At 63.6% G+C, this 20918-nt stretch carries 21 protein-coding genes; 10 read left to right on the forward strand and 11 right to left on the reverse strand.

Annotated features, from left to right (window positions below; genetic code table 11):
* The first annotated feature begins 17 nt into the window (after window positions 1–17).
* The 7 genes from PI93_RS17190 (at window position 18) to PI93_RS17220 (ending at window position 6659) form a co-directional block, all read left to right on the forward strand.
* Window positions 18–998, forward strand: coding sequence for an AraC family transcriptional regulator (locus PI93_RS17190; RefSeq protein ID WP_236105804.1), 981 nt, complete (start codon window positions 18–20; stop codon window positions 996–998).
* Between the two features lie 163 nt (window positions 999–1161).
* A complete protein-coding gene (locus tag PI93_RS17195; RefSeq protein ID WP_039371913.1) occupies window positions 1162–1728 on the forward strand; it encodes a carboxymuconolactone decarboxylase family protein in 567 nt (188 codons plus the stop codon).
* Window positions 1725–2864: an acyl-CoA dehydrogenase family protein gene (locus PI93_RS17200; protein WP_052240748.1), complete on the forward strand. Its 1140-nt coding sequence runs from the start codon at window positions 1725–1727 to the stop codon at window positions 2862–2864. The genes PI93_RS17195 and PI93_RS17200 overlap by 4 nt, the downstream gene beginning before the upstream one ends.
* Window positions 2861–3712, forward strand: coding sequence for an ABC transporter ATP-binding protein (locus tag PI93_RS17205; protein WP_080759249.1), 852 nt, complete (start codon window positions 2861–2863; stop codon window positions 3710–3712). The genes PI93_RS17200 and PI93_RS17205 overlap by 4 nt, the downstream gene beginning before the upstream one ends.
* A 34-nt stretch (window positions 3713–3746) precedes the next feature.
* Entirely contained in the window at window positions 3747–4931 is a 1185-nt protein-coding gene (locus tag PI93_RS17210; RefSeq protein WP_039371912.1) for an ABC transporter substrate-binding protein, read from the forward strand.
* A gap of 28 nt (window positions 4932–4959) precedes the next feature.
* Entirely contained in the window at window positions 4960–5775 is an 816-nt protein-coding gene (locus PI93_RS17215) for an ABC transporter permease (RefSeq protein WP_039372087.1), read from the forward strand.
* Between the two features lie 203 nt (window positions 5776–5978).
* Window positions 5979–6659, forward strand: coding sequence for a pseudouridine synthase (locus PI93_RS17220; protein ID WP_407945336.1), 681 nt, complete (start codon window positions 5979–5981; stop codon window positions 6657–6659).
* A 33-nt stretch (window positions 6660–6692) separates the two neighbouring features.
* On the opposite strand, the gene PI93_RS17225 is transcribed toward PI93_RS17220, so the two are convergent.
* The 6 genes from PI93_RS17225 to PI93_RS17250 all read right to left on the reverse strand — a co-directional run bounded on the left by PI93_RS17225 (window position 6693) and on the right by PI93_RS17250 (window position 11846).
* Window positions 6693–7565 (reverse strand): 23S rRNA (adenine(2030)-N(6))-methyltransferase RlmJ, encoded by an 873-nt coding sequence (locus tag PI93_RS17225; RefSeq protein ID WP_039371906.1) that lies wholly within the window; start codon window positions 7563–7565, stop codon window positions 6693–6695.
* Window positions 7565–8236: a DNA-3-methyladenine glycosylase I gene (locus PI93_RS17230; protein WP_039371905.1), complete on the reverse strand. Its 672-nt coding sequence runs from the start codon at window positions 8234–8236 to the stop codon at window positions 7565–7567. The genes PI93_RS17225 and PI93_RS17230 overlap by 1 nt, the downstream gene beginning before the upstream one ends.
* Before the next feature lie 279 nt (window positions 8237–8515).
* Window positions 8516–9277, reverse strand: coding sequence for an SDR family NAD(P)-dependent oxidoreductase (locus PI93_RS17235; protein WP_039371904.1), 762 nt, complete (start codon window positions 9275–9277; stop codon window positions 8516–8518).
* A gap of 112 nt (window positions 9278–9389) precedes the next feature.
* Window positions 9390–10250, reverse strand: coding sequence for a fumarylacetoacetate hydrolase family protein (locus PI93_RS17240; RefSeq protein WP_039371903.1), 861 nt, complete (start codon window positions 10248–10250; stop codon window positions 9390–9392).
* 19 nt (window positions 10251–10269) lie between these two features.
* Window positions 10270–11025 carry an SDR family oxidoreductase gene (locus PI93_RS17245; protein ID WP_039371902.1) on the reverse strand — a complete coding sequence of 252 codons (756 nt, stop codon included), beginning with the start codon at window positions 11023–11025 and terminating at the stop codon, window positions 10270–10272.
* Window positions 11026–11114: 89 nt separating this feature from the next.
* Window positions 11115–11846, reverse strand: coding sequence for a FadR/GntR family transcriptional regulator (locus PI93_RS17250; protein ID WP_052240747.1), 732 nt, complete (start codon window positions 11844–11846; stop codon window positions 11115–11117).
* Between the two features lie 389 nt (window positions 11847–12235).
* Here PI93_RS17250 and PI93_RS17255 point away from each other — a divergent pair, with 389 nt between their 5' ends.
* Window positions 12236–13318: a calcium:proton antiporter gene (locus tag PI93_RS17255; RefSeq protein WP_039371898.1), complete on the forward strand. Its 1083-nt coding sequence runs from the start codon at window positions 12236–12238 to the stop codon at window positions 13316–13318.
* Between the two features lie 124 nt (window positions 13319–13442).
* Here PI93_RS17255 and PI93_RS17260 read toward each other — a convergent pair whose 3' ends face one another.
* Complete coding sequence (locus PI93_RS17260; RefSeq protein ID WP_039371895.1) at window positions 13443–13670, reverse strand: hypothetical protein; 228 nt, start codon at window positions 13668–13670, stop codon at window positions 13443–13445.
* 77 nt (window positions 13671–13747) lie between these two features.
* Window positions 13748–14002: a hypothetical protein gene (locus PI93_RS17265; RefSeq protein ID WP_039371884.1), complete on the reverse strand. Its 255-nt coding sequence runs from the start codon at window positions 14000–14002 to the stop codon at window positions 13748–13750.
* 117 nt (window positions 14003–14119) lie between these two features.
* Between PI93_RS17265 and PI93_RS17270 the strand changes: the two genes are divergently transcribed.
* Both PI93_RS17270 and xth read left to right on the forward strand, forming a co-directional pair.
* Window positions 14120–14857 (forward strand): riboflavin synthase, encoded by a 738-nt coding sequence (locus PI93_RS17270; RefSeq protein WP_039371881.1) that lies wholly within the window; start codon window positions 14120–14122, stop codon window positions 14855–14857.
* A 28-nt stretch (window positions 14858–14885) separates the two neighbouring features.
* The gene (xth, locus tag PI93_RS17275; RefSeq protein WP_039371879.1) at window positions 14886–15665 is read left to right on the forward strand and encodes an exodeoxyribonuclease III; all 780 of its coding nucleotides are present in this window, start codon (window positions 14886–14888) and stop codon (window positions 15663–15665) included.
* Between the two features lie 98 nt (window positions 15666–15763).
* Here xth and PI93_RS17280 read toward each other — a convergent pair whose 3' ends face one another.
* The 3 genes from PI93_RS17280 to rfbD form a co-directional block, all read right to left on the reverse strand.
* A complete protein-coding gene (locus PI93_RS17280) occupies window positions 15764–16753 on the reverse strand; it encodes a flagellar brake protein (RefSeq protein WP_039371877.1) in 990 nt (329 codons plus the stop codon).
* A 264-nt stretch (window positions 16754–17017) separates the two neighbouring features.
* Window positions 17018–19612, reverse strand: a complete 2595-nt coding sequence (locus PI93_RS17285) for a pentapeptide repeat-containing protein (RefSeq protein ID WP_039371875.1) — start codon at window positions 19610–19612, stop codon at window positions 17018–17020.
* A 399-nt stretch (window positions 19613–20011) separates the two neighbouring features.
* Entirely contained in the window at window positions 20012–20893 is an 882-nt protein-coding gene (gene rfbD, locus PI93_RS17290; RefSeq protein WP_039371874.1) for a dTDP-4-dehydrorhamnose reductase, read from the reverse strand.
* Window positions 20894–20918 lie beyond the last annotated feature (25 nt).

Here is a 20918-nt window from a genome sequence, read left to right on the forward strand (position 1 = left end):
GGGTAGCCGACTGGTTGTTGGCCGGACTCGAACTCAAGAGCACGCTCTTTCACGTCGGCGAGTATTGCGGCGTCTATCAGGCGTCGACGGCAGGCCATCAGCGGGCGAGTTTTCACGTCGTACTCGACGGAGGGTGCTATCTGCATGTGGGTGCCGACAGCGGCAACGCTGCACGAACGATTTCCCTGAGCGCGGGCGATGCCGTCTTTTTACTCTCCGACGTGCCGCACTGCCTGACGCCAAACCCCGCTCCCCCAGCCGACCTGTCGGCGCGCGCTGGCAAGATGACCCCGCTCCCCGCGCAGCCTCGCGCTCACGTCACCGACCCCACGTCCGTCTCACTGGCCTGCGGGTTCTTCGAGTTCCGCACCGACCTCGACGCGTTGGTACTGGGCATGTTGCCGAACCCGATCGTGGCGCGCCGCGCCAGCGGCCGCATCGAAGGCATGACGCAGATCTTTTCGCTGATCCAGGCGGAGGCGCGTCGCCCCGGCGAAACCCCCTCGCCACTGCTGGCCCGTCTGACCGACCTCCTCTTCTACTATGCGTTGCGTGAAGCGGTCCATGCGCAAGACGTTGCACCGGGCATGTGGCGTTTGATGCGCCGGGATGCTTTCGGGCGCCTGGCGGCGGCAATCATAGAATCACCGGGAGAGCGCTGGACGACGGATGCGATGGCCGAGTTCGTCCACATGTCTCGAGCCCGTTTCTGCAAACAATTCGCCGAGATTGGCGGGCAACCGCCTGCGCAGTTCGTCACGCTGGTTCGAATGAAGACGGCGGCGGCATTGTTGCGCGCAGGCGTCTCGTTGCCTGACGCAGCGGAGCAAGTCGGCTATCAATCGGAATCGGCCTTTGCACAAGCCTTCAAACGGGTGACCGGCATCCAGCCCGGCGCCTGGCGACGTCAGGCCGCCAGCCACGCCGCGCCAGAGACCGTCGCCCCCCATGCAGCCCTCACACCGGCCGCCCCGTATTCGCCCTACCCGCTACATTGATCCTGCACGAGTTGCGCTGTCGCACGTTCGCGGCGACGGCGCGGCGTGCGCTAAGACACCTCCGAGTCACGCTGAGACAAATCCGCAGAATTTCCAGACGCGCGCGCATTGAGCATTCGGTCGGGCTTACGCACAATGGAAGCTCGACTGTGAGGAGCCCGATATGAGCCGACTGCCATTGCATACCCTTGAGACCGCCCCGGAGGCGAGCCGTCCATTTCTGGAAAAATCGCTTGCCGCAAACGGTTTCCTGCCGAATCTGGTGGCATCGCTCGCCAACGCCCCGACCGCACTCGAAACGTACCTGACCGTGGGGGCGATCAACGGCCGTGCCAGCCTGACGCTCGCCGAGCGCGAAGTGGTGCAGATTACTGCGGCAGGCATTCACGGCTGTGGATTCTGCGTCGCGGGCCATACCGCCGTTGCCCTGAAGAAGGCACAGTTGCCGGAGGCCCTTGTGAATGAAATTCGCGACCAACGCCCACTGTCCGATGCCAGGCTCGACGCCGTGGCCGTCTTCACACGCGCCGTGATCGCCACGCGCGGCGCCGTATCGGATGCCGAGCTTACCGCGTTCAAGTCCGCCGGTTTCGATGACGCTGCGGCGCTCGAAGTGGTACTTGGCGTGTCGCTGGCCACGCTGTGCAACTTCGCGAACAATCTTTCGCAAAACGAACTGAATCCGCAACTGGCAGCGTATCGCTGGGTGCCCAAGGAACAAGCCGCATGAGCACGCACGCCAGTCTGGCCGGACTCGCCGCACGCGCCCCGGCGCTCGCGGCCTGGCTCGACGCCAACGCCGAGACGCTCGACACCGACGCTACCCTTTGCGGTGAAGTCGTACCGCAACTGGCCGCTGCCGGCTTGCTGCGCATTGGCGTACCGGCCGAGCTGGGCGGGGCTGGCGGCACGATTGGCGACGCGATCGACAGCGTTGCCGACGTTGCCGAACATTCTTTCGCCGCGGCCTTCGTACTGTGGGGACAACGCACGTTCATCGAGTACCTGCTGCAAAGTCCGAATCGGGGGCTTCGCGAGCGTCTTCTGCCCACCCTGTTGTCGGGCGAACTCGCGGGGGCGACCGGACTGTCGAACGCCATGAAATACCTCTCGGCCATCGAGCCGCTGCAAATTCGCGCCGCAGACGTCCCCACTGCGACTGGCGCGAATGGCACACGAGCATGGCGAATCACGGGCGGGTTGCCGTGGATCACCAACCTGCGCAAACAGGGATTCGTTGCCGCGGCGGCGGTCGATCACGAAGCCGGTGGCCCGCCATCGATATTCGCTATTGCGCACGACGCCCCGGGCGTCACTCGCAGCGACGACCTCGACCTGATCGGTTTGCGCGGCACGAACACGGCGGCACTGCAGATGACAGAGACGCCGCTGACCGACGACGACCGCATTACCGACAACGCGCCGGCATGGCTGGTACGCGTGCGTCCGGCGTTCCTCGGACTGCAATGCGGCATGTCGTTAGGCCTTGCCCGACGCAGTCTCGCGGGCACTCACGAGGGCGGGCCAGGCGCTCGTGCCGCCGTTGCCGACGAGGTCGCTTCGCTGTCAACACAGCTTGATACACTCAGGGCGCGCCTGAAAGCGGGTGTCGCGCAAGGCGAGTTCATCGAGACCCCCGCACGCTTGTTCGAACTACGCATTGCGCTGGCAGATGTCGTTCACAACGCCGCAACGCTGGAAGTCCAGACCGGCGGCGGGCGTGGTTATCTGCGCGGCTTGTCGGGCGTAGCAAGACGTCAACGCGAAGCTGCCTTCGTTCCCATCGTCACCCCCAGCCTCGTGCAACTGAAAAACCAGCTCGCAGCACAACGCGCGCAACAACTTAGGACCGGAACGGCTTCATGACCCTATCCACGGCGACGCAACGCTCGCACCCCGATACGTTCATCGCCACCGTGCGCGAGGGTGACTCGCGCGCTTCGTCGTTTCTCACGTTGCGCAACATCGGTCTGACATACGGCGACCGGGCGATCTTGCGCGGCGTTGATCTTTGCATCGCGCCGGGTGAGCTCGTGTCCGTCCTCGGCCCCAGCGGTTCGGGCAAGTCGACCCTGCTACGCATTGCGGCAGGTCTTCTTCCGCCAAGCGACGGCACCGTCGAGGTCGATGGCAAGCCGCTTTCCGGCCCTCGCCCTGACGTGGCGCTGGCGTTTCAGGACCCATGCCTGCTGCCCTGGCTGTCGGTGGAACGCAACGTTGCCTTCGGGCTGACGTTCGCAAGACAACCCGTGCTCTCGCGCGAAACACGGTGCGCACGAATCGACGCCGCGCTGGCTGAAGTGGGCCTTTCGCATGCCCATGCATTGCATCCCCGCCAGCTCTCCGGCGGCATGGCGCAGCGCGTTGCGCTTGCCCGCTGCCTCGCACGACAGCCCAGAGCCCTGCTGCTCGACGAACCCTTCGGGGCGCTTGACGAAGTCACACGCGCCGACATGCAGCGTCTGCTTGTCACCGTCGTTCGCGACACAGGCGCCGCCACCGTTCTCGTCACCCACGATATCGACGAAGCCCTGCTGGTGTCCGACCGCATCGTGCTGCTTGGCAACCAGGGCAGAACGCTGGCGCAATGGCGTGTCGAGCTGCCCTCGCCGCGCGAAGTGCAGGTGCAGGCGCTGGGCACGCTGCGCATCGACATACTGCAAGCGTTGCAGCACGCGATGTCGCGCGATGCGGCGACGCGCCAAACACCATAGACCACACCGCCCAAACCTCGGGGACTCCCAGACCATGTGCCAAATTTCCCGCCGTGAATGGCTCAAACTCGCTTCGATGATGACCGTCGCCGGCGCCGCACCGTTGCTGGCATCGGCCGCCGCACGCGCCGCCGCCGAGCCGGACGCGCCGTTGCGCATCGGCTATCTGCCGATCACTGACGCCACGCCGCTGCTGGTCGCTCACAACAACGGATATTTCGAGCAGGCAGGCATCAAGGCGGAAAAGCCGACTCTGCTGCGCAGTTGGGCGCAGTTGATCGAAGCCTTCCTCTCGGGCCAGGTCAACGTCGTTCACCTGCTCTCGCCGATGACGGTGTGGGCGCGTTACGGCAGTCAGGCGCAGGCCAAGGTGGTGGCGTGGAATCACGTCAACGGCAGCGCGATCACCGTGACGAACGACATCAACAAGGTCGCCGACCTCGGTGGCAAGACGGTGGCGGTGCCGTTCTGGTATTCGATTCACAACGTGGTGCTGCAAGGCTTGCTTGCCGCCAACGGCCTCACGCCGGTCCTCAAGAAATCCGGCGCGCCTGCGGCCAACGAGGTCAACCTGATCGTCATGGCACCGTCGGACATGCCGCCGGCACTCGCTGCGAAGCAGATCGCCGGCTACATCGTGGCCGAGCCGTTCAACGCTGCTGCCGAGAACCTGAAGGTCGGCAAGGTGCTTCGCTTCACCGGCGACGTGTGGAAGAACCATGCGTGCTGCGTGGTGACGATGCATGAGCGCGATCTGACCTCGCGTCCGGAATGGTCGCAAAAGGTCGTCGACGCCATCGTCAAAGCACAAGCGTGGACGCGGGCCCACCCGGAAGACGCGGCGCGCCTGCTGTCGAAGGAAGGCGAGAATCGCTATACGCCGCATCCGTTTCAGGTCTTGCAGCGCGTGCTGGCGCCGGCCGCTTCGGAGCAAGGCCGTTATCTCGCGGACAAGGCGATCGTTCACGCCGATTGGCACGAGAAACGCATCGACTTCCAGCCCTACCCGTATCCGAGCTATACCGAGGCGCTCGTTCGTCATATGCAGAAGACCCAGGTCGAAGGCAATGCGCAATTCCTCGCGAAGCTCGATCCGGCATTTGTCGCGCGTGATCTTGTCGACGATCGGTTCGTCAAAAAGAGCATCGCGGCGGTGGGCGGCATGAAGGCGTTCGGTCTGCCGGATGGGTTCACGCGTCAGGAGGTGATCGTTGTCTGATCTCGCGTCCGATCATGTTGCCGACAATATGAACACGGCGTCCGCAGCGAGCCGCGACACGCCGGCGAACCTGCCTGCCGGAAGATCGGGCAGGAAGGCATGGCTTGGACTCGCGGGACTGGCCGGCATCGTTGCGATCTGGTGGCTCGGGATCTCGATGCTCACGACACCCGGTTCGCTCGCCGCGCAATTCTCCCCGGCTGCTGCCCTGAGCGCCCTGCCCGACCTGATCCGCGACGAACAGTTGGGGCTGCACATTGTGGCCAGCCTGCGACGGATCGCTGTCGGACTGGCGTGGGCGGTCATCCTCGGCGTTCCGCTCGGCTTTCTGATCGGCCGCGTTCGCTGGCTCGACCAGGCGCTTACCCCGTCGCTTCAGTTCCTGCGGATGGTCTCGCCGCTGTCATGGATGCCGATCGCCGTGATGTCGCTCGGTGTCGGCGATCCGGCGGTGTACTTCCTGCTCGCGTTTGCGGCACTGTGGCCGCTGGTGATGAGCACAGCGGCAGGCGTCACCCATATCGACCGCCGATGGGTGCAACTCGGCGAGAGTCTTGCCGCAACACGTTGGGAAATGCTCTGGCACGTCTATGTACCCGGTATCGCCGCACACGTATTGACCGGTGTGCGGCTGGCCATCGGTATTCTCTGGATTGTGCTGGTACCGGCGGAGATGCTGGGGGTCAATGCGGGTCTGGGCTATCTCATCCTCGACACGCGTGATCGCCTCGCGTACTCGGAACTGACGGCCGTCATCCTCGTCATCGGGGTGCTCGGCTTCCTGTTAGATTGGGCCGCCCGATTCATCTACCGCCGATTTAGCGGCGCCGTGCAGGACGAGTGAGCGGACCGGCTCAGGCAAACGCGTAATCCAGGTGATCGAATGTGCCGCCGAGTGTCGGGTGAGCAAGTGCATGCGTCAGGCACGAGGCTATGGCACCCGAGCCCGGGCCGCTACAATAGCGGCCTGAATTCACGAGGCCTGACGGAGAACGCATCATCGAGTTAGATCGCTTACTGCAATCGCAGGGCTTCGGCAGTCGCAAGATGTGCCGCAAGCTTATCCAGACCGGCGCTTTCGCCATTGACGGCGTGGTCCATGACGATCCGCGCGAATCGGTGGATCCGCTGGGTCTGCAATTCACGCTTGACGGTGAACCGTGGGAATACCGCGAGCATGTCTACGTGCTGCTCAATAAGCCTGAGGGCTTTGAGTGCTCCACCAGTCCGACGCACCACGAAGGCGTGCATTCGTTGCTGCCCCTGCCGCTGGCTGTGCGCGGCGTGCAGCCGGCCGGTCGCCTCGATCAGGACACGACCGGCATGTTGCTGCTCTCCGACGACGGGCCGTTTCTGCACGCCATGATGTCGCCGCGCCGCCACGTCCCCAAGCGCTACGTGGCAACGACCAAGCATCCGGTCACCGAAGCCATGTTGCAGGCGTTGCGCGATGGCGTTCTGCTGCGCGATGAAACCGAACCGCTCGCCGCAATGGACGTCATGAGTCCTTCGTCGCACGAAATCGCCTTGACGATCACGCAAGGCAAATACCATCAGGTCAAACGAATGGTGGCGGCGGCTGGCAATCGGGTGGAGGGGCTGGTCAGAATCGCCATCGGCGGCCTGCCGATGGGAAATCTCGCGCTGGGTGAATGGCGCTATCTATCGCCGGAAGAACTGCTGTCGCTGCCATACGAAGCGCCTGCCATAACTGCCGCAGGCAAATGAGCGTCGCGAACTGAGCGCTCGCGACGCGACGCCTCAGTTCTGGCGCCCGTCGAGCAGGAATTGCGCCCCCTTATCCTGACCGAGCGTCTTGACCAGATACGGCAGCGTCGTCTTGAGGGTGTCTTGCAACATGTACGGCGGGTTGACGATAAACATGCCGCTACCGTGCAATCCCATACCGCCCGGCACCGGATTGCACACGGTCAGCGACGCGTGCACCCAGCTCTTGATCGGCTGTCCGTTGATCGTGAGACGCTTCATGCGCTCCGGCAGTTGCGATGCCTCGCGACGCTGCACCAGCGGATACCACACGGCATACATTCCCGTCGGGAAACGGTCGAGGCCTTCCTGCACGGTCTGGGTCGTGCGCGTGTAATCGCGCTTGTCTTCATACGACGGGTCGATCAGCGTGAATGCCCGGCGCGGCGCCGGCGGCAAAATCGTCTTGAGCCCCGCGAAGCCGTCGGCACCGAAAATCATCGTGCGACGCGCCACAGCGCGCCCCTGCGCTTCGAAGTTCTCACGCAGCACGTCCTGTTCGGTCGGGTGTGCCTCGAACAAACGCAGACGATCGCGATCGCCCAGCAGTTGCAGGGCAAAGTACGGCGAACCCGGGTAATAGCGCAGTTTGCCGTCCGGATTGAATTCGCGCACCAGCGCGACGTAGTCCGCGAGCGCCGGTGGCAGATCGTCGCGTGTCCACAGCCGGCCGATGCCGGTCTCGAACTCGCCCGTCTTGTCGGCCCATTTGCCGTCGAGCGCGTAGCCGCCTGCGCCCGCATGCGTGTCGATGTACCAGAACGCCGTGTCCTTCTGGCGCATGTAATCGATGCATTCAACGGCGATAAAGTGTTTCAGCACGTCGGCGTGGTTGCCGGCGTGAAAGGCGTGGCGGTAGCTGAACATTAGGCAGATCCTGATTCGTCAGGCGCGATTGTAGCCGACGACGCCCCCGCACGGCGTTTCCGGCCCTGCGCGGCGACGCTTTTGCTGATTTTGCCGCTCGCCAACGCGTGTGCCTTCACCGCCTTATGACGTGGGCACGCCACAAGATGATCGTTCACCATACCTGCCGCCTGCATGAACGAATAGCAAATGGTCGAGCCGACGAACGTGAATCCGGCCTTCTTCAGCGCCTTGCTCATCGCGTCGGAGACCGCGGTGCTCGCGGGCACCTCGCCAAGCGCCGTCCAACGGTTCTGCAACGGTTCGCCGCCAACGAACTGCCAGACAAAATCACTGAATCGCGTGCCCGCCGCCTCCATCGCCAGAAAAGCCCGGGCACCCTTGATGACACCGCTGACCTTGAGACGATTGCGCACGATTCCCACATCCGCCATCAATCGCGCCTCGTCCTCCGGCCCGTAGGCCGCGATGCGCTCGGGATCGAAGTTATCGAATGCCTTACGGTAGTTATCGCGCTTTTTGAGAATGGTGGACCAGGACAGGCCAGCCTGCGCGCCTTCAAGCATCAATAGCTCGAACAATGCGCGCGAATCTCGCAGGGGGACGCCCCACTCTTCGTCGTGATACCGACGGTACTGCTCGAAGCCTTCGCTCCATGGACAGCGTTCCATTTGCCCCTCGACAGTTGCGCCCGCGCGCCAGCGCTGCGGACATAGACAGACCAATGGAGCAAGTGTGCCAGCAATTGCCGGCGAAGCGAACCGCCAAGCCCGCACCGTGCACGACTTTGTGTCGCACGGCAATACGGATGCAGAATTTTCCGAGGGAAACAGGGAATTTGCCTCGTCGGGCAACCCGCAGACAAGCGGGCAGCCACGACGGGAGCCGCGGCACAGCCCCCCTAAGCCGCCCCTCCCCTCGCCCCCTTCACGGACCGACGGCAGAACGCATCAGAGCATCAACTGTCCGCCGTTGACCTCGATGATCTGGCCAGTGACATAGCTCGCCAGCGTCTCCGACGCGAGATAAAGAAACGCGCCCGAGCACTCATCGGGATCGCCCAGACGCCCCATCGGAATGCTCTGGCGGAAGGCCTCGATCTGCGCTTCAGTGCTGAATTGCTCGTGGAACGGCGTCATGATGACCCCCGGTGACACGGCATTCACGCGGATGCGGTCCGGCATCAACTCCTTCGCCATGCCCCGCGTGAGCGTGCTCACGAAGCCCTTGGCGGCCGCATAGATCAACGCTCCCGGGCCACCGCCATGACGCGCGGCGATCGACGTCACGTTCACGATCGCACCGCCGCCCTGCTTGCGCATCGCAGGCACCACGGCCCGCGAGAACGCCACGACCGAACGCGCGTTGACATTGAGCACGTCTTCGAAATAGGCATCGGTGACTTCGGTGAAAGGCGTGCGCTTGACGAGGCTGCCGGCATTGTTGATGAGCACGTCGATGCGCCCGAAACCGTCGAGCACATGCGCTACCGCCGCGTCGATCGCCCCGGTGTGCGCCACGTCGGCGGCCACCGTCATCGCTTTCACGCCGTATGCCCGAACCGACTCAGCCACCGCTTCCGCCTTGTCCGCCGAACGGTTGTAGTGCACGGCCACGTTTGCGCCCTGCGCGGCGAACGCCTTGGCCGCCGCTGCGCCGATACCGGTGCTCGCGCCGGTAATCAGAACGAATTTACCTTTCAGGTCTTGCATGATGAATCGCTCCCGAGACTGTCGATGACGGACAAGACGGCGATGGCGACTGCCAGCGCCGCCCAACCCCCGTCACCGTACAGGATGGATGTGAAGGGAATCTGGCACGCGCTCAGTCGAGCCAGCGCGTGTCATAGGCATGGACTTCCTGCGTTTGCTCGCCGAGACCGTCGATGCCCAGCCGCATTACGTCGCCCGGTTTGAGAAAGACCGGCGGCTTCTGGCCAAGACCGACTCCCGGCGGCGTGCCGGTCGTCACCAGATCGCCCGGCTTGAGCGTGGTGAACTGGCTGATGTAATGCACGAGATACGCCACGCTGAAGATCATCGTCGACGTGTTGCCCGTCTGACGGCGCACGCCGTTCAGGTCGAGCCAAAGACCGAGTTGTTGCGGATCGCGGACTTCGTCTGTCGTCACGAGCCACGGACCAACCGGCCCGAAGGTATCGAAGCCCTTGCCCTTGTCCCATGTACCGCCCCGCTCGATCTGATACTCGCGCTCGGACACATCGTTCACCACGCAATAACCGGCAACGTAATCGAGCGCGCGCTCAAGCGGCACATAACGTGCCGTCGTGCCGATGACGAAACCCAGCTCGACCTCCCAGTCGCCCTTGACCGAATGCTTGGGCAACACAACGGGATCGTTCGGCCCGTTCAGGCAGTTCTCCCACTTGGTGAAAAGCACCGGCTCGGACGGCACCGCCAGCCCCGACTCGGCCGCGTGATCGCTGTAATTGAGCCCGACAGCGAGAAACTTCCCCATCCCCGAGAACGGCACGCCCAGACGCCCCGGCGAAGCCACGACCGGCAGCGTCTTCACGTCGAGTGCGCGCAACGCGGCCAGCCCCTGCGGGCTCAGCGTCTCCGGCGTGATGTCGGCGAGCGCATTGGAGAGATCACGCACCTGGCCATCCGCATCGAGCAAGCCCGGTTTTTCCTGGCCCTTCGGGCCGAAACGCAGCAGTTTCAAAGCAATTCTCCTTGCGAAATCAATTGGACCAGCCGCCGTCGATCAGATGGATCGCGCCGGTGGTGAAAGCGGATTCGTCCGAACCCAGATAGATCGCCAATGCCGCGATCTCGTCAGGCGTGCCGACGCGCCCCATCGGCTGGCGCGCCACAAACTGCTCGCGCACCGACTCGAGGCTGGTACCCGCCGCGTCGGCTTGTGTGGCAATGCGCTGGCGCAGCGACGGCGACTCGACCGTGCCCGGGCAAATGGCATTGCAACGAATCCCGCGCGCCACAAAGTCGGCGGCAATCGATTTCGTCAGCCCGATCACGGCGGCCTTGCTCGTCCCGTAGACGCAACGATTGGCCACGCCCTTCACACTCGACGCCGCCGACGACATATTGATGATCGCTCCACCGCCTGCGGCCAGCATGCCGGGCAGGAAGGCCCGGGTGGTCCGGTACATGCTCTTCACGTTCAGATCGAACGAGAAGTCCCATGCCGCTTCGTCGCACTCAAGAATCGAGCCGTGATGCACGAAGCCCGCGCAGTTGAACAACACGTCGATCGCGCCAAGTTCGTCGGCAAGCGCTGCGACGGCAGCGCCATCGGTGACGTCGAGCGGACGGCGCAGCAGATGGTCGTGATCGACGAGTTGCGCGAGCGCCTCGGCATTCAGATCGGCAGCAATCACGCGTGCGCCTTCGCGCAGATAAGCTTCGACGCTTGCGCGGCCGATGCCCTGCGCAGCGGCAGTAATGACAGCGGTCTTACCCGCCAACCGGCCAGTCATGGGTGTCTCCTCGTGGGTCTGTGGATGCGATGCAAACCGATTTGCGATGGATATTGATGAGCGATCAACATGCGTTGACGGCCGTGCGTCTATGAGATGTCGAGGGTCCCCGCCGTCGCCTCTGACGGGCTGCCCGACGCCGCATAAGCGTCGCGCACACGGCACAGGTGACGTCGCATCGCTTGCGCCGCCTGCTCGGGGGAGCGGGCCTTCAGGGCGTCGAGAATATGGCGGTGGTCCTGAAGGCTGCGCTCCAGCACGCCGTCGGCCTGCGACGTCACGCGCCGGCTCTTCTTGCCGAGCAGATAGAGACTATTGGCGATGCTTTGCAGAAACGGGTTCTCACAGGCATCGATGATCGTCTCGTGAAACGCCATATCCGCCGCTGAGAACGTCTCGGGATTACCAAGGAGCGCCTGTTCGTCATCAACGAGTGAGTGCAAGCGGGCGATGTCCGCGTCGCCGATGTGCGTGGCGGCAAGCGCCGCGACCCCCGGTTCGATGACCAGCCGCGCATCGAACAGCGCTTCGAGCGTGCCCGCATTGAGCTCGATGACCATCTCGAGCGGTTCGAGCAATTCGCGCATCTCGAGCGAGCCGACGAATGTCCCCTCGCCTTGCCGGATACGCAGCAGGCCCAGCAATGCAAGGCCCCGGATCGCTTCGCGTACCGCCGGGCGTCCGACACCCAGCATGCTCGCGAGATCACGCTCCGGTGGGAGTTGCTGACCGGGCTTGAGCAGCCCGGTGCGAATCATCGTGAGCAAACGCTGTGCGACCTGCTCAGAGACGGAAACCTGCACGATGGGATCGAAGGACATAGCGTCGAAGGCAAAGGCGAACGGTCGTCACCCACTCTTTCGTTCAGTGGTAAGACCAATGAACGAGACATTACGCCCGACGCCCCACCTATGTCAACGCCAGTCCGGGGGCTTCAGAATTCGTCATTCGTCCTATGGAATTTCTCAACGGCATTCGACTCGGAGTCAAAAGCGTTATCACGCAAGATCGTTTGTTCATGCGCTTCTTGGTGGACCGGCACGGCCACCCCCATCGCACGGCAAGGCAACGCCTTTCTGTTGTCGGGGTGTCACTTTTCTGCGACCATGAGTCGCCGCCCCGACGTTCTCACCGGGGCAATGTTCCCGCCGTTGCTGGATCTGCCGCATCTCAAGCCGTATCCGTTCCCCGAATTCTGGAGTCTCCGACGATGTCCTCCTCAAAGACCGCCAAGCTTGGCCACTGGACCATGTACATGCCGATCGTGGCCCTTATCGCGCTCGGCATCGCCGGGTTTCTGCCTTATGGGGCAGAGCTGACGCTATGTGGCATTGCGCTCGCAGGCGCCGTGTTCTCGGCCGTGCATCACGCAGAAACCGTCGCCCACAAGGTCGGCGAACCGTTCGGCACGCTGGTACTCGCGGTTGCCGTGACCATCATCGAAGTGGCGCTGATCGTCTCGGTGATGCTCTCAGGAGGCCCCGACAAGGCAGGGCTGGCGCGTGACACCGTGTTCGCGGCCATCATGATCGTATCGACCGGGATCGTGGGGATGTGCCTGCTCTTTGGCGGCGTGCGGCATCACACGCAAGGCTTTCATGTCGAGGGAGCAAGTGCGGCTCTCGCGGTGCTGTGTGCCCTGTCGGTACTCACGCTGGTTCTGCCGAACTACACCAGCTCCGTTCTTGGGCCGGGGCTCACGGCGTCGCAACTGGCCTTCGAGGGCATGATTTCGCTCGTGCTGTACATGGTGTTCGTGTTCGTGCAGACGGTGAGCCATCGTGACTACTTCCTCGCGAAAGCGCCGAGCGAAGAGGTTCACGTGCCGCCGCCGTCGCGCCGCACGGCTGTCCTGAGTCTGGGACTGTTGGTGGTAGCGCTGCTGGCCGTGGTCGGACTGGCGAAAAAGCTCTCGCCTGCCGTGGAGAATGCGGTCGCGGTGGCCGGTGCACCGAAAGCCGTCGTCGGTATCGTGATTGCCGCGCTGGTGTTGTTGCCGGAAGGCCTGGCAGCGCTGCGCGCCGCGCGTGCCAATAAACTTCAGACGAGCCTGAATCTGGCGCTTGGCTCGGCGCTGGCGAGTATCGGGCTGACCATTCCGACCGTGGCAGCCGTCTCGCTGCTGCTCGATCAGCGCATCGAACTCGGCCTGGCGCCGAAGGATATGGTGTTGCTCGCCGTCACGCTGCTCGTTGGCGTGATCACGCTCGGCACCGGACGCACGACGGTGCTGCAAGGGGCCGTCCACCTGGTGTTGTTTGCCACGTTTCTGTTTCTGGCGATCGTGCCGTAACTGGCGGCCCTGCCCGTCGGGCGGGGGCGTCGCTGATCGCCTGTCTGCCTGTCGGCGCGCTGGATTACGCCACCGCGCCACGCGGGCTAAGTGCAGTAACAGTCATCGGCGCGTCGTCGCCCGCTCAGGACTGCGTGTCCTGCTTTTTCGTGTCGTTCGGGCTCGTGCCTGCGGTGTCGGCAGGGGTCTTCTCGTCCGACGGGACGCCGAGCAACGCCCCCAGCAGCTTGCTACCGGCGGCATTGCGCTTGCCCTGCGCGCCAACCTGCTTGCCGCCCTGCGGGCCACGACGCACACCGGCGTCGATCTTCAGGCCCTTGCGCTTTTGAATCTCAAATTTTGTCTGGGTCATGATGCAGTCCGTTGTGGGCTCGCCCGGCGACGCGTTACGTGTCGGGCAGGCCGAATCAAATTCAGGGTTTCAGAAGATCAGAGGTCGATACCGAGGCTGCCGTCGGCCGCCAGCGTTTTTGCCAGTGCGTGAGCGGCTTCGAGCGCATCGCCGGCCCAGCGGTAGCTCTGCGGCGTCGTATGGGAGAGCGGCGGGTCCAGCGTTTCGATCACGTCGTCCACGTCGCGCCAGCCCGTAAAATGCACCACCCCGTAAAACTGCCCGTCCGGCGCGGGCGAAGTCTCCGCCCAATAGTAGAAGTCATCCGCCAGCAGGCAGCCTTCGAAACCCATATCGATCCTGTCGATCCTACGAAAAGGCGGCATCGTAGCACGTCGCATGACGAGCGGCATACCCGCGCAAGGCAGTAGAATACTGCGGCATAGCAACCCAGGACTCTAGACATCACGATGTTCACCGGAATTGTTCAAGGCACGGCCACGCTGTCGTCCATCGAAGATCGCGACGGCATGCGCACCCTCGAGCTGGCGTTTCCCGAAGGTTTCTGCGAAGACCTGACGCTCGGGGCCAGCGTCTCGGTCGATGGCGTCTGCCTGACGGTCACGCAACTGCTCTCACCCACGGCGGCCTCGTTCGACGTGATCCTTCAAAGTCTGAACGTCACCACGCTCGGCAGCTTCGGCATCGGCGCACAGGTCAATGTCGAGCGCGCCGCGAAAGATGGCGCCGAGATCGGCGGCCATCCGCTGTCGGGGCATATCGACTTTTCGACGGAAATTCTTAGCGTGCGCACGTCAGATACCAATCGCGTGCTGCGCATTGCCATTCCCGAAGCCTTCCGTAAGTACGTCTTCGCCAAGGGCTATATCGCGATCAATGGCGCGAGCCTGACGGTCTCGGAGGTGAATCGGCAGGAAGGCTGGTTCGAAGTGTGGCTGATCCCGGAAACACGTCGCATGACGACGTTCGAAGACAAGCTCGCCGGCGCACGCCTGAACATCGAGATCGAACGCAGCACGCAAGTGGTCGTCGACACGGTACGCGAAGCGGTGCAGGAAAGTCTTGGCCGCCTGCAACCGGTGCTCGAAGCCCTGCTCAAGGAAAAGGGCCTTTCGCTCGACGATTTCGTCGGCGTGCCGCAATTGCCCTCGGGCAATGCAGACGACAAACCCGCCGCCAAGGCCTGAGCCTGCCGCCCAACACCGAAGGACATTCATGCAACTTGCTACCTGGAACGTCAACTCGCTCAAGGTTCGTCTCGGCCACGTGCAGGATTGGCTGCGCAGCAATCCGGTCGACGTTCTTTGCCTTCAGGAACTGAAACTTACCGACGAGAACTTTCCGATCACGGAAATCGCTGCGCTCGGCTACACGTCGCACTTCACCGGACAAAAGACATATAACGGCGTCGCGCTGCTGGTCAATCACGCGAAAGTGGGTGAAGCCAAGGATCTCGTCAAGAATCTGCCGAACTTTGCCGACGAGCAGCAGCGCCTTATCACGGCGACCATCGGCGGCGTGCGCGTGGTCTGCGGCTACTTTCCAAACGGTCAGGCGGTGGGTTCGGACAAGTTCGCCTACAAGCTGAACTGGCTCGACGCCCTCACCCATTGGCTCTCGGATGAAATGGAGCGCCATACGCAACTCGCGCTTCTCGGCGACTACAACATCGCCCCTGAAGACCGCGATGTGCATGACCCGGCGAAATGGGAGGGCGAAAACCTGGTGTCGCCGCAGGAACGTCAGGCATTCGCGCGTCTGCAGGGACTCGGCTTGCGCGACACTTTCCGGATGTTCGATCAGCCGGAGAAGACGTTCAGTTGGTGGGACTACCGCATGGGCGCCTTCCGACGCAATGCCGGCCTGCGCATCGACCACATTCTCGTGTCGTCCGCGCTGGCAGAGCGCTGCACAGCGTGCGAAATCGATCGCGTGCCGCGCACGTGGGAACAGCCATCGGATCACGCGCCGGTCGTCGCCACGTTCAAGGATTAACGTTCGCGCGGCTTTTCATGCTGCCGTGTTTCCCCACTGCAATGCAAAACGGCACCTGTATCAGGTGCCGTTTTTTCTTTGCGCGAAGCGTCGCCAGTTCACTGCCCTGCGCGTGGATCCGTCAGCCGCGACTCGTAGACGAAGCAGCGAATTGCCGCCTTGTTACGCGTATCCATCTGCATGAACTCCAGACCGTAAGCCCAGGTGCCGTCGACTCTGGGTCCCTCCACGCCGCGCACGGCAGCCATGCCGAGAATCGGCACGACGTCGGCGCCGATCGGCACGCGGAACTGCAGCGCGACGTGATGGCAGCCCTCGGGGAGCGGCGCTTTGGCTACGATGCCTGCCCCGTCGGCACTGATGTCCCGCACCAGCACCAGCCATTCGGGCGTGTCTTGCGGATCGGCCAGCATGCGGGTGAATGACGCGCGCGTCGTCTCGTCCAACGGCGACAGTCGCGCGACGAGCCGCGTATCGACACGCGGCGTGCGGCGCACCGGTGTCTCGCGCACCTGCGAAGGACGCGAAATCACCACGTAATCGAACGGACCGTGATGAACGCTGTGCACCTCGCACGTGAATTCGTACAGGTTGTCGCCCGGAAACGTCCAGAGCGCGAGCCTGTCACCTGCGCTCACTGGCAGACGTGTCTCGCCCGCCGTGGGAGGCGTGATGATCAACATGCCGTTGGGCGCACGGCCGATCAGCCGTGCACGCACACGCGTCGTCTCGGCGTCCGGCGCAACACGCACTTGCATCCAGGCACCGATAGGCAGAGGCACGGGCAAACCGTGCAGATAGACCGTCGAGCCACCGCCTCCCGTCTCCAGCGGCGAGGCTGAGTTCGCCGCTTCCGAGCGGCCGGCCGCCTCGCCCGTGGTCGCCCCTTCGGGTAACGGCCGGTGCGGGGCGAACATGGTGAAGAGCCAATCGAGATCGGCCTCGGACGGCAAACGTTCGCCCGCCGCCAGCAATGGCGTGCCATCGGCGTCGAACAGCGGCCAGGAGAGTGGAGCATGTGCGTCAAGCTCGCGGCGGTTGACCGCCACGAACCCCGGATAGCCTGACGCAATACAAGTCGAATGCATGGTGCCTGGGAGGGTACGAAACCCTTGAGAGCCTGGGAACGAAGCGCTGGCCTTCCCCGCATTCCGGCACGTGGGGTCGCGTCTTGGACGACCCTCTTCGTGCCGGCATCCGTGGCCAACACCCCACAAATGTCACCAACTACAGAAATGCCACGCGTCCGGCCGGCCGGAAATGCTCACCCTAATGGGCGATGCATGGCGCGTACGTATTTTTACCACGAAAGCAAGCCAGTTCTGACGTCGAAATATCGGGCAAAAGGCCCGTCAATCTCCACTCACCCCATCCGACGACAGTCCAGCGGGCCCTCCCCGGGCTCTCATGGTTTGGCGGATCGTCTCGGCGCGAAGCGGCAGGCGGATCGCCCAAAACCAGGGGAGCGTATGACGACATGCCTGCGCCAACCCCGGCTGATAGCGAATTTCGGGACATCTCAGCCAATTGACCAGCCGTTCCGCCAGCGCTTGCGTCGAACTCGATTCGCTCGACAGGCACATGCGCAACGCGATCGCTTCGGGCAAATGGCGCCATGCCGCCTCGCCATTCATTGTTTCGTTGAGCAGTGCCAACGCGTAGTGTCGATAGATGCGGTGGGAATCCGGGGAGGATGTCGCCCCGCGCAGCGCACTCGATTCATCTCGCGCGGTTGACCACGGACGCTGCCATGGCGGCTGAGTCGCCAACCAGCTCATTCCCGCCACGAGGGAGATCAGACGAACCCGCCGCGACATCGATGCGCTCAGTGGCGCCTGGCCGTCCGGCATCGCCAGTGGGGCGTCGCGAAAAACGTCTTCGATGTCGATATGGCCGGCACGCCGCAACTGCACACGGCCCGGCGCGCGAGCAGTACTCACGAGTGCGTCCAGCCGGTCGGCCGGACTCAACGATGCCCGTGTGACGTCCTCGGGTGCCAGGTTGCCGACAGTGGCGATGGTTGCGCGATCGTCAGCATGCGAGGGCCCCCAGGTCCCATGACATGCGACATTGGCACGATGCTCACCGTCCTTGCCACACCAACGCCCGACCAGCCTCACGAAGCCATCCAGCCGGCGTTCGACAGGCCACAGCGCCGAGAGAAATCCGAACTCTCGGAGCAGTCCCGAGAGCTGTGCCATGGTGCCGGGCAGATAATCATCGGACGACTCAGCGTCTCGCACCACCACCCGCGTGCCAAGCCAATGCCAACCCGGCAGCGTATCGTGGGCAAAAGCCATGTCGCCCGGCTTCGGCTCGCCGCCAGTATTCGTGCCAAGAAGTCTTGCCATCAGTTGAATCGGCAGGCGCGCAGCAACGTTACCGTCCGCCCGAATCAACACGACGCTACTGGTATCGACTGCGCTGATGCCGTCCGCCGACAACGCGACCGGCACCTGCGCCGGCAGCGCATCGAACCACGCCCCGCGCAACGCCTGCGTGCGCAGCGGGCCGACGCCGCCCGTACCTTCTCCCGCCCAATAGAGGGTCTGACACATAGCGCCCGCGATTGCCCAAGGCGCCTTTTGCGACACAGGCCCACAGTCTCTGTGCAACGCCCTCATCAGCGTCGGCGTGACCCATTGCGCCTGAGCGCGCAGTAACGGCACGTCAGTCAGTTCATTCAGGGTATGGACCAACCATTCGGCACGCAGCTCGGAAACGCCATCATGCTCACCAAGGCCACCAGTCTCGCTCAACGCCGCCAGCAAGCATCCAAACCAGTCACTCCGCCGCACCGAGTCCGGCAGGCGGTGCAGTGGCGGCACCGCGTCGCGCCTCATGTCCAGCATGCCCGGCTTGCGACTCAACGCCACCAGCAGTTGCATGAACACATTTGCGCGTACCGTCGGTTGATCCGCCGGCAATGTCATCCACGAGTGCACCACCTGTTCGAGTTCGGGCGGCGTCAGGCCGCGAAGCCATGTCACGTCGAGACGAATGCGAGCGTCCTGCCACTGCGTACCTGCCAGATTGCAGTCGGGCCCCATGCGCAATTGCTTCAGGCTTGCACCGCAAAACCGGGCATTGCGCAGATCGCAGGAGGTAAAGAAGGCGCCATTGAGCTTCGCCCCACGAGCATCCCATTCGGTGAGCACACATTGACGGAATTCCGCCCCACGAAGATCCGCACCCAACGCTTGCGCTTTGCGCATCGCCATCGATGTCCATCGCGTTCGCTTCGCCTTGGCGCCAATCAGTTTCACGCCGTGCGCACTGCCGTCGGCGAAGCCCGCGCCGTGCAATTTGGCCTGCTGGAAAGACGCGGCGTCGAGACGGGCCTTGGCAAACGTCACCCCTCCACACCTGGCTTCGCTCAGGTCAGCACCGCACATGACCGTATGTAAGATGACGGCATCACGAAGGTCGACCTTCACGAGCCGTGCCTCACTCAGATCCGTCGCCCGGAAATTCCCGAACCGCAGATTTGCGCCCTCGAAATCGGCACCAATGTGCTTCGAACACGCGAAGCCCGCCCTGGGTAGCGATGCGCCACACCACCACGCGTTATTGAAATGCCCACCGCAAAACTGCGCGCCCGGTGCGATCACGCCGCGCAAATCGGCATTGGGCATCCACAAGTCAGGCAGCGTGGTATTGCGCAGGTCGGACAAGGTCAGCGCCGCACTCAGCACGGGAACCGGCCACTCGCGCATGGGTAGCCGCTCGCATGCCAGTACGTCGCCGGAGGCTTCGTCGGTCGATGGCAGCCAGTGCCACAGCGCCGCTGTCGCCACCCGGCAAGACTCCGCTCTGCACCACGTCACGAGATCGCGCACCACGTTGGCGGCGCGCTCGCCATCGAGCAAGTGTGAGAAACGCGTGACCCACGCCTGCTTGAGTGCTCCCTTATCGAACCGTAGCTGCCCCGGCGATTCATCCGCCATTGCCCTCAAGGGCTCAACGCTTACATATCGCCCCAGTACGCCAGATGACGGCGGGAGACGATGCGTCAACCATGCGACCTGGTGCGCGATCGTGTGCCGTTCGTCTTCACTGGCCCGCAAGATCGCGCGGCGCAGCGCCTCAGGCGGCGCCGCGCTGCGTGCAGCGATATCGGAGGGTGACGATGGGGGGCGACCGACGGCACTGCCCTCGATATCGCGGACAGGCGTCGAGGTTTGTTCCCAGCCGGCAGTCCGGTTCTGAACAGACAACATGCGTCGCTCCTTGGCGCACGCTTGTACGTGCGCGCAAAAAAGCCACCATGTTGCCGAAGGAATGCGGCGCCACGCGCTAAGGAATTTCCGAATTGGTGCGTAGCGCCGTCAGGGAGTGGCGTTGTCTCAGGCGAGACAGAGCGTGAGCGCGTCACGCCAGTCGGGCGCCCGGACGCCAAAGGTACGCGCGAGCTTGTCGTTGTCGAGGATCGAGTAAGCCGGGCGCTTGGCCGGCAGCGGATAGGCAGAAGTCGGAATCGCCACAACGTTCGGACGCTTCTCCGGCGCACTCAGATCGAGAATCGCCTCGGTGAACCCATGCCAGGTCGTCTGCCCGGCGGCCGTCAGGTGATAGAGGCCCCCATGCTCGCGCCAGAAGTCGGCATCGACACCGCGCTCGCCGAACCCTTGCACCAGAACCTGCGAGGTCAGTTCGGCGATGGTGCGGCACCACGTCGGCGCGCCATGCTGATCGGACACGATCCGCAACTCGTCACGCTCGCGCGCGAGGCGTTGGACGGTCAGCAGAAAATTCGCGCCGCGAGCACCGTACACCCAGCTCGTGCGCAGCACCAGATGATTCGCACCACTCGCTGCGATAGCCGTTTCCCCGGCCAGCTTGGTACGCCCGTAGGCATTCTGCGGATTGGTGGGTTCGTCCTCGCGATAAGGCGTGGAGGACGTTCCGTCAAATACGTAATCTGTGGAGTAATGAACGACAAGCGCGCCGATTCGCTTCGCCTCTTCCGCCATGACCCCCGGCACAACGGCGTTGACCTGATACGCCGCAGCCTCATCGGTCTCCGCACGATCGACTGCCGTATAGGCGGCGGGATTGACGATCACGTCAGGCGCGAAGTCACGCAATGTACGCACCACGCTGTCGGTGTCGAGCAGGTCCATCTCATTACGCGTGGGGGCGTGCACGTCGCCCATCCCTTGCAGACTACGTGCCAACTCCCAGCCCACCTGCCCGGTAGCGCCCGTCAACAGGATGCGTCTTGCCATGGTTCGACTCCCTTGTCGCTTGATA

The organism is Pandoraea fibrosis, from assembly GCF_000807775.2.
GTDB classification, from domain to species: Bacteria; Pseudomonadota; Gammaproteobacteria; order Burkholderiales; family Burkholderiaceae; genus Pandoraea; species Pandoraea fibrosis.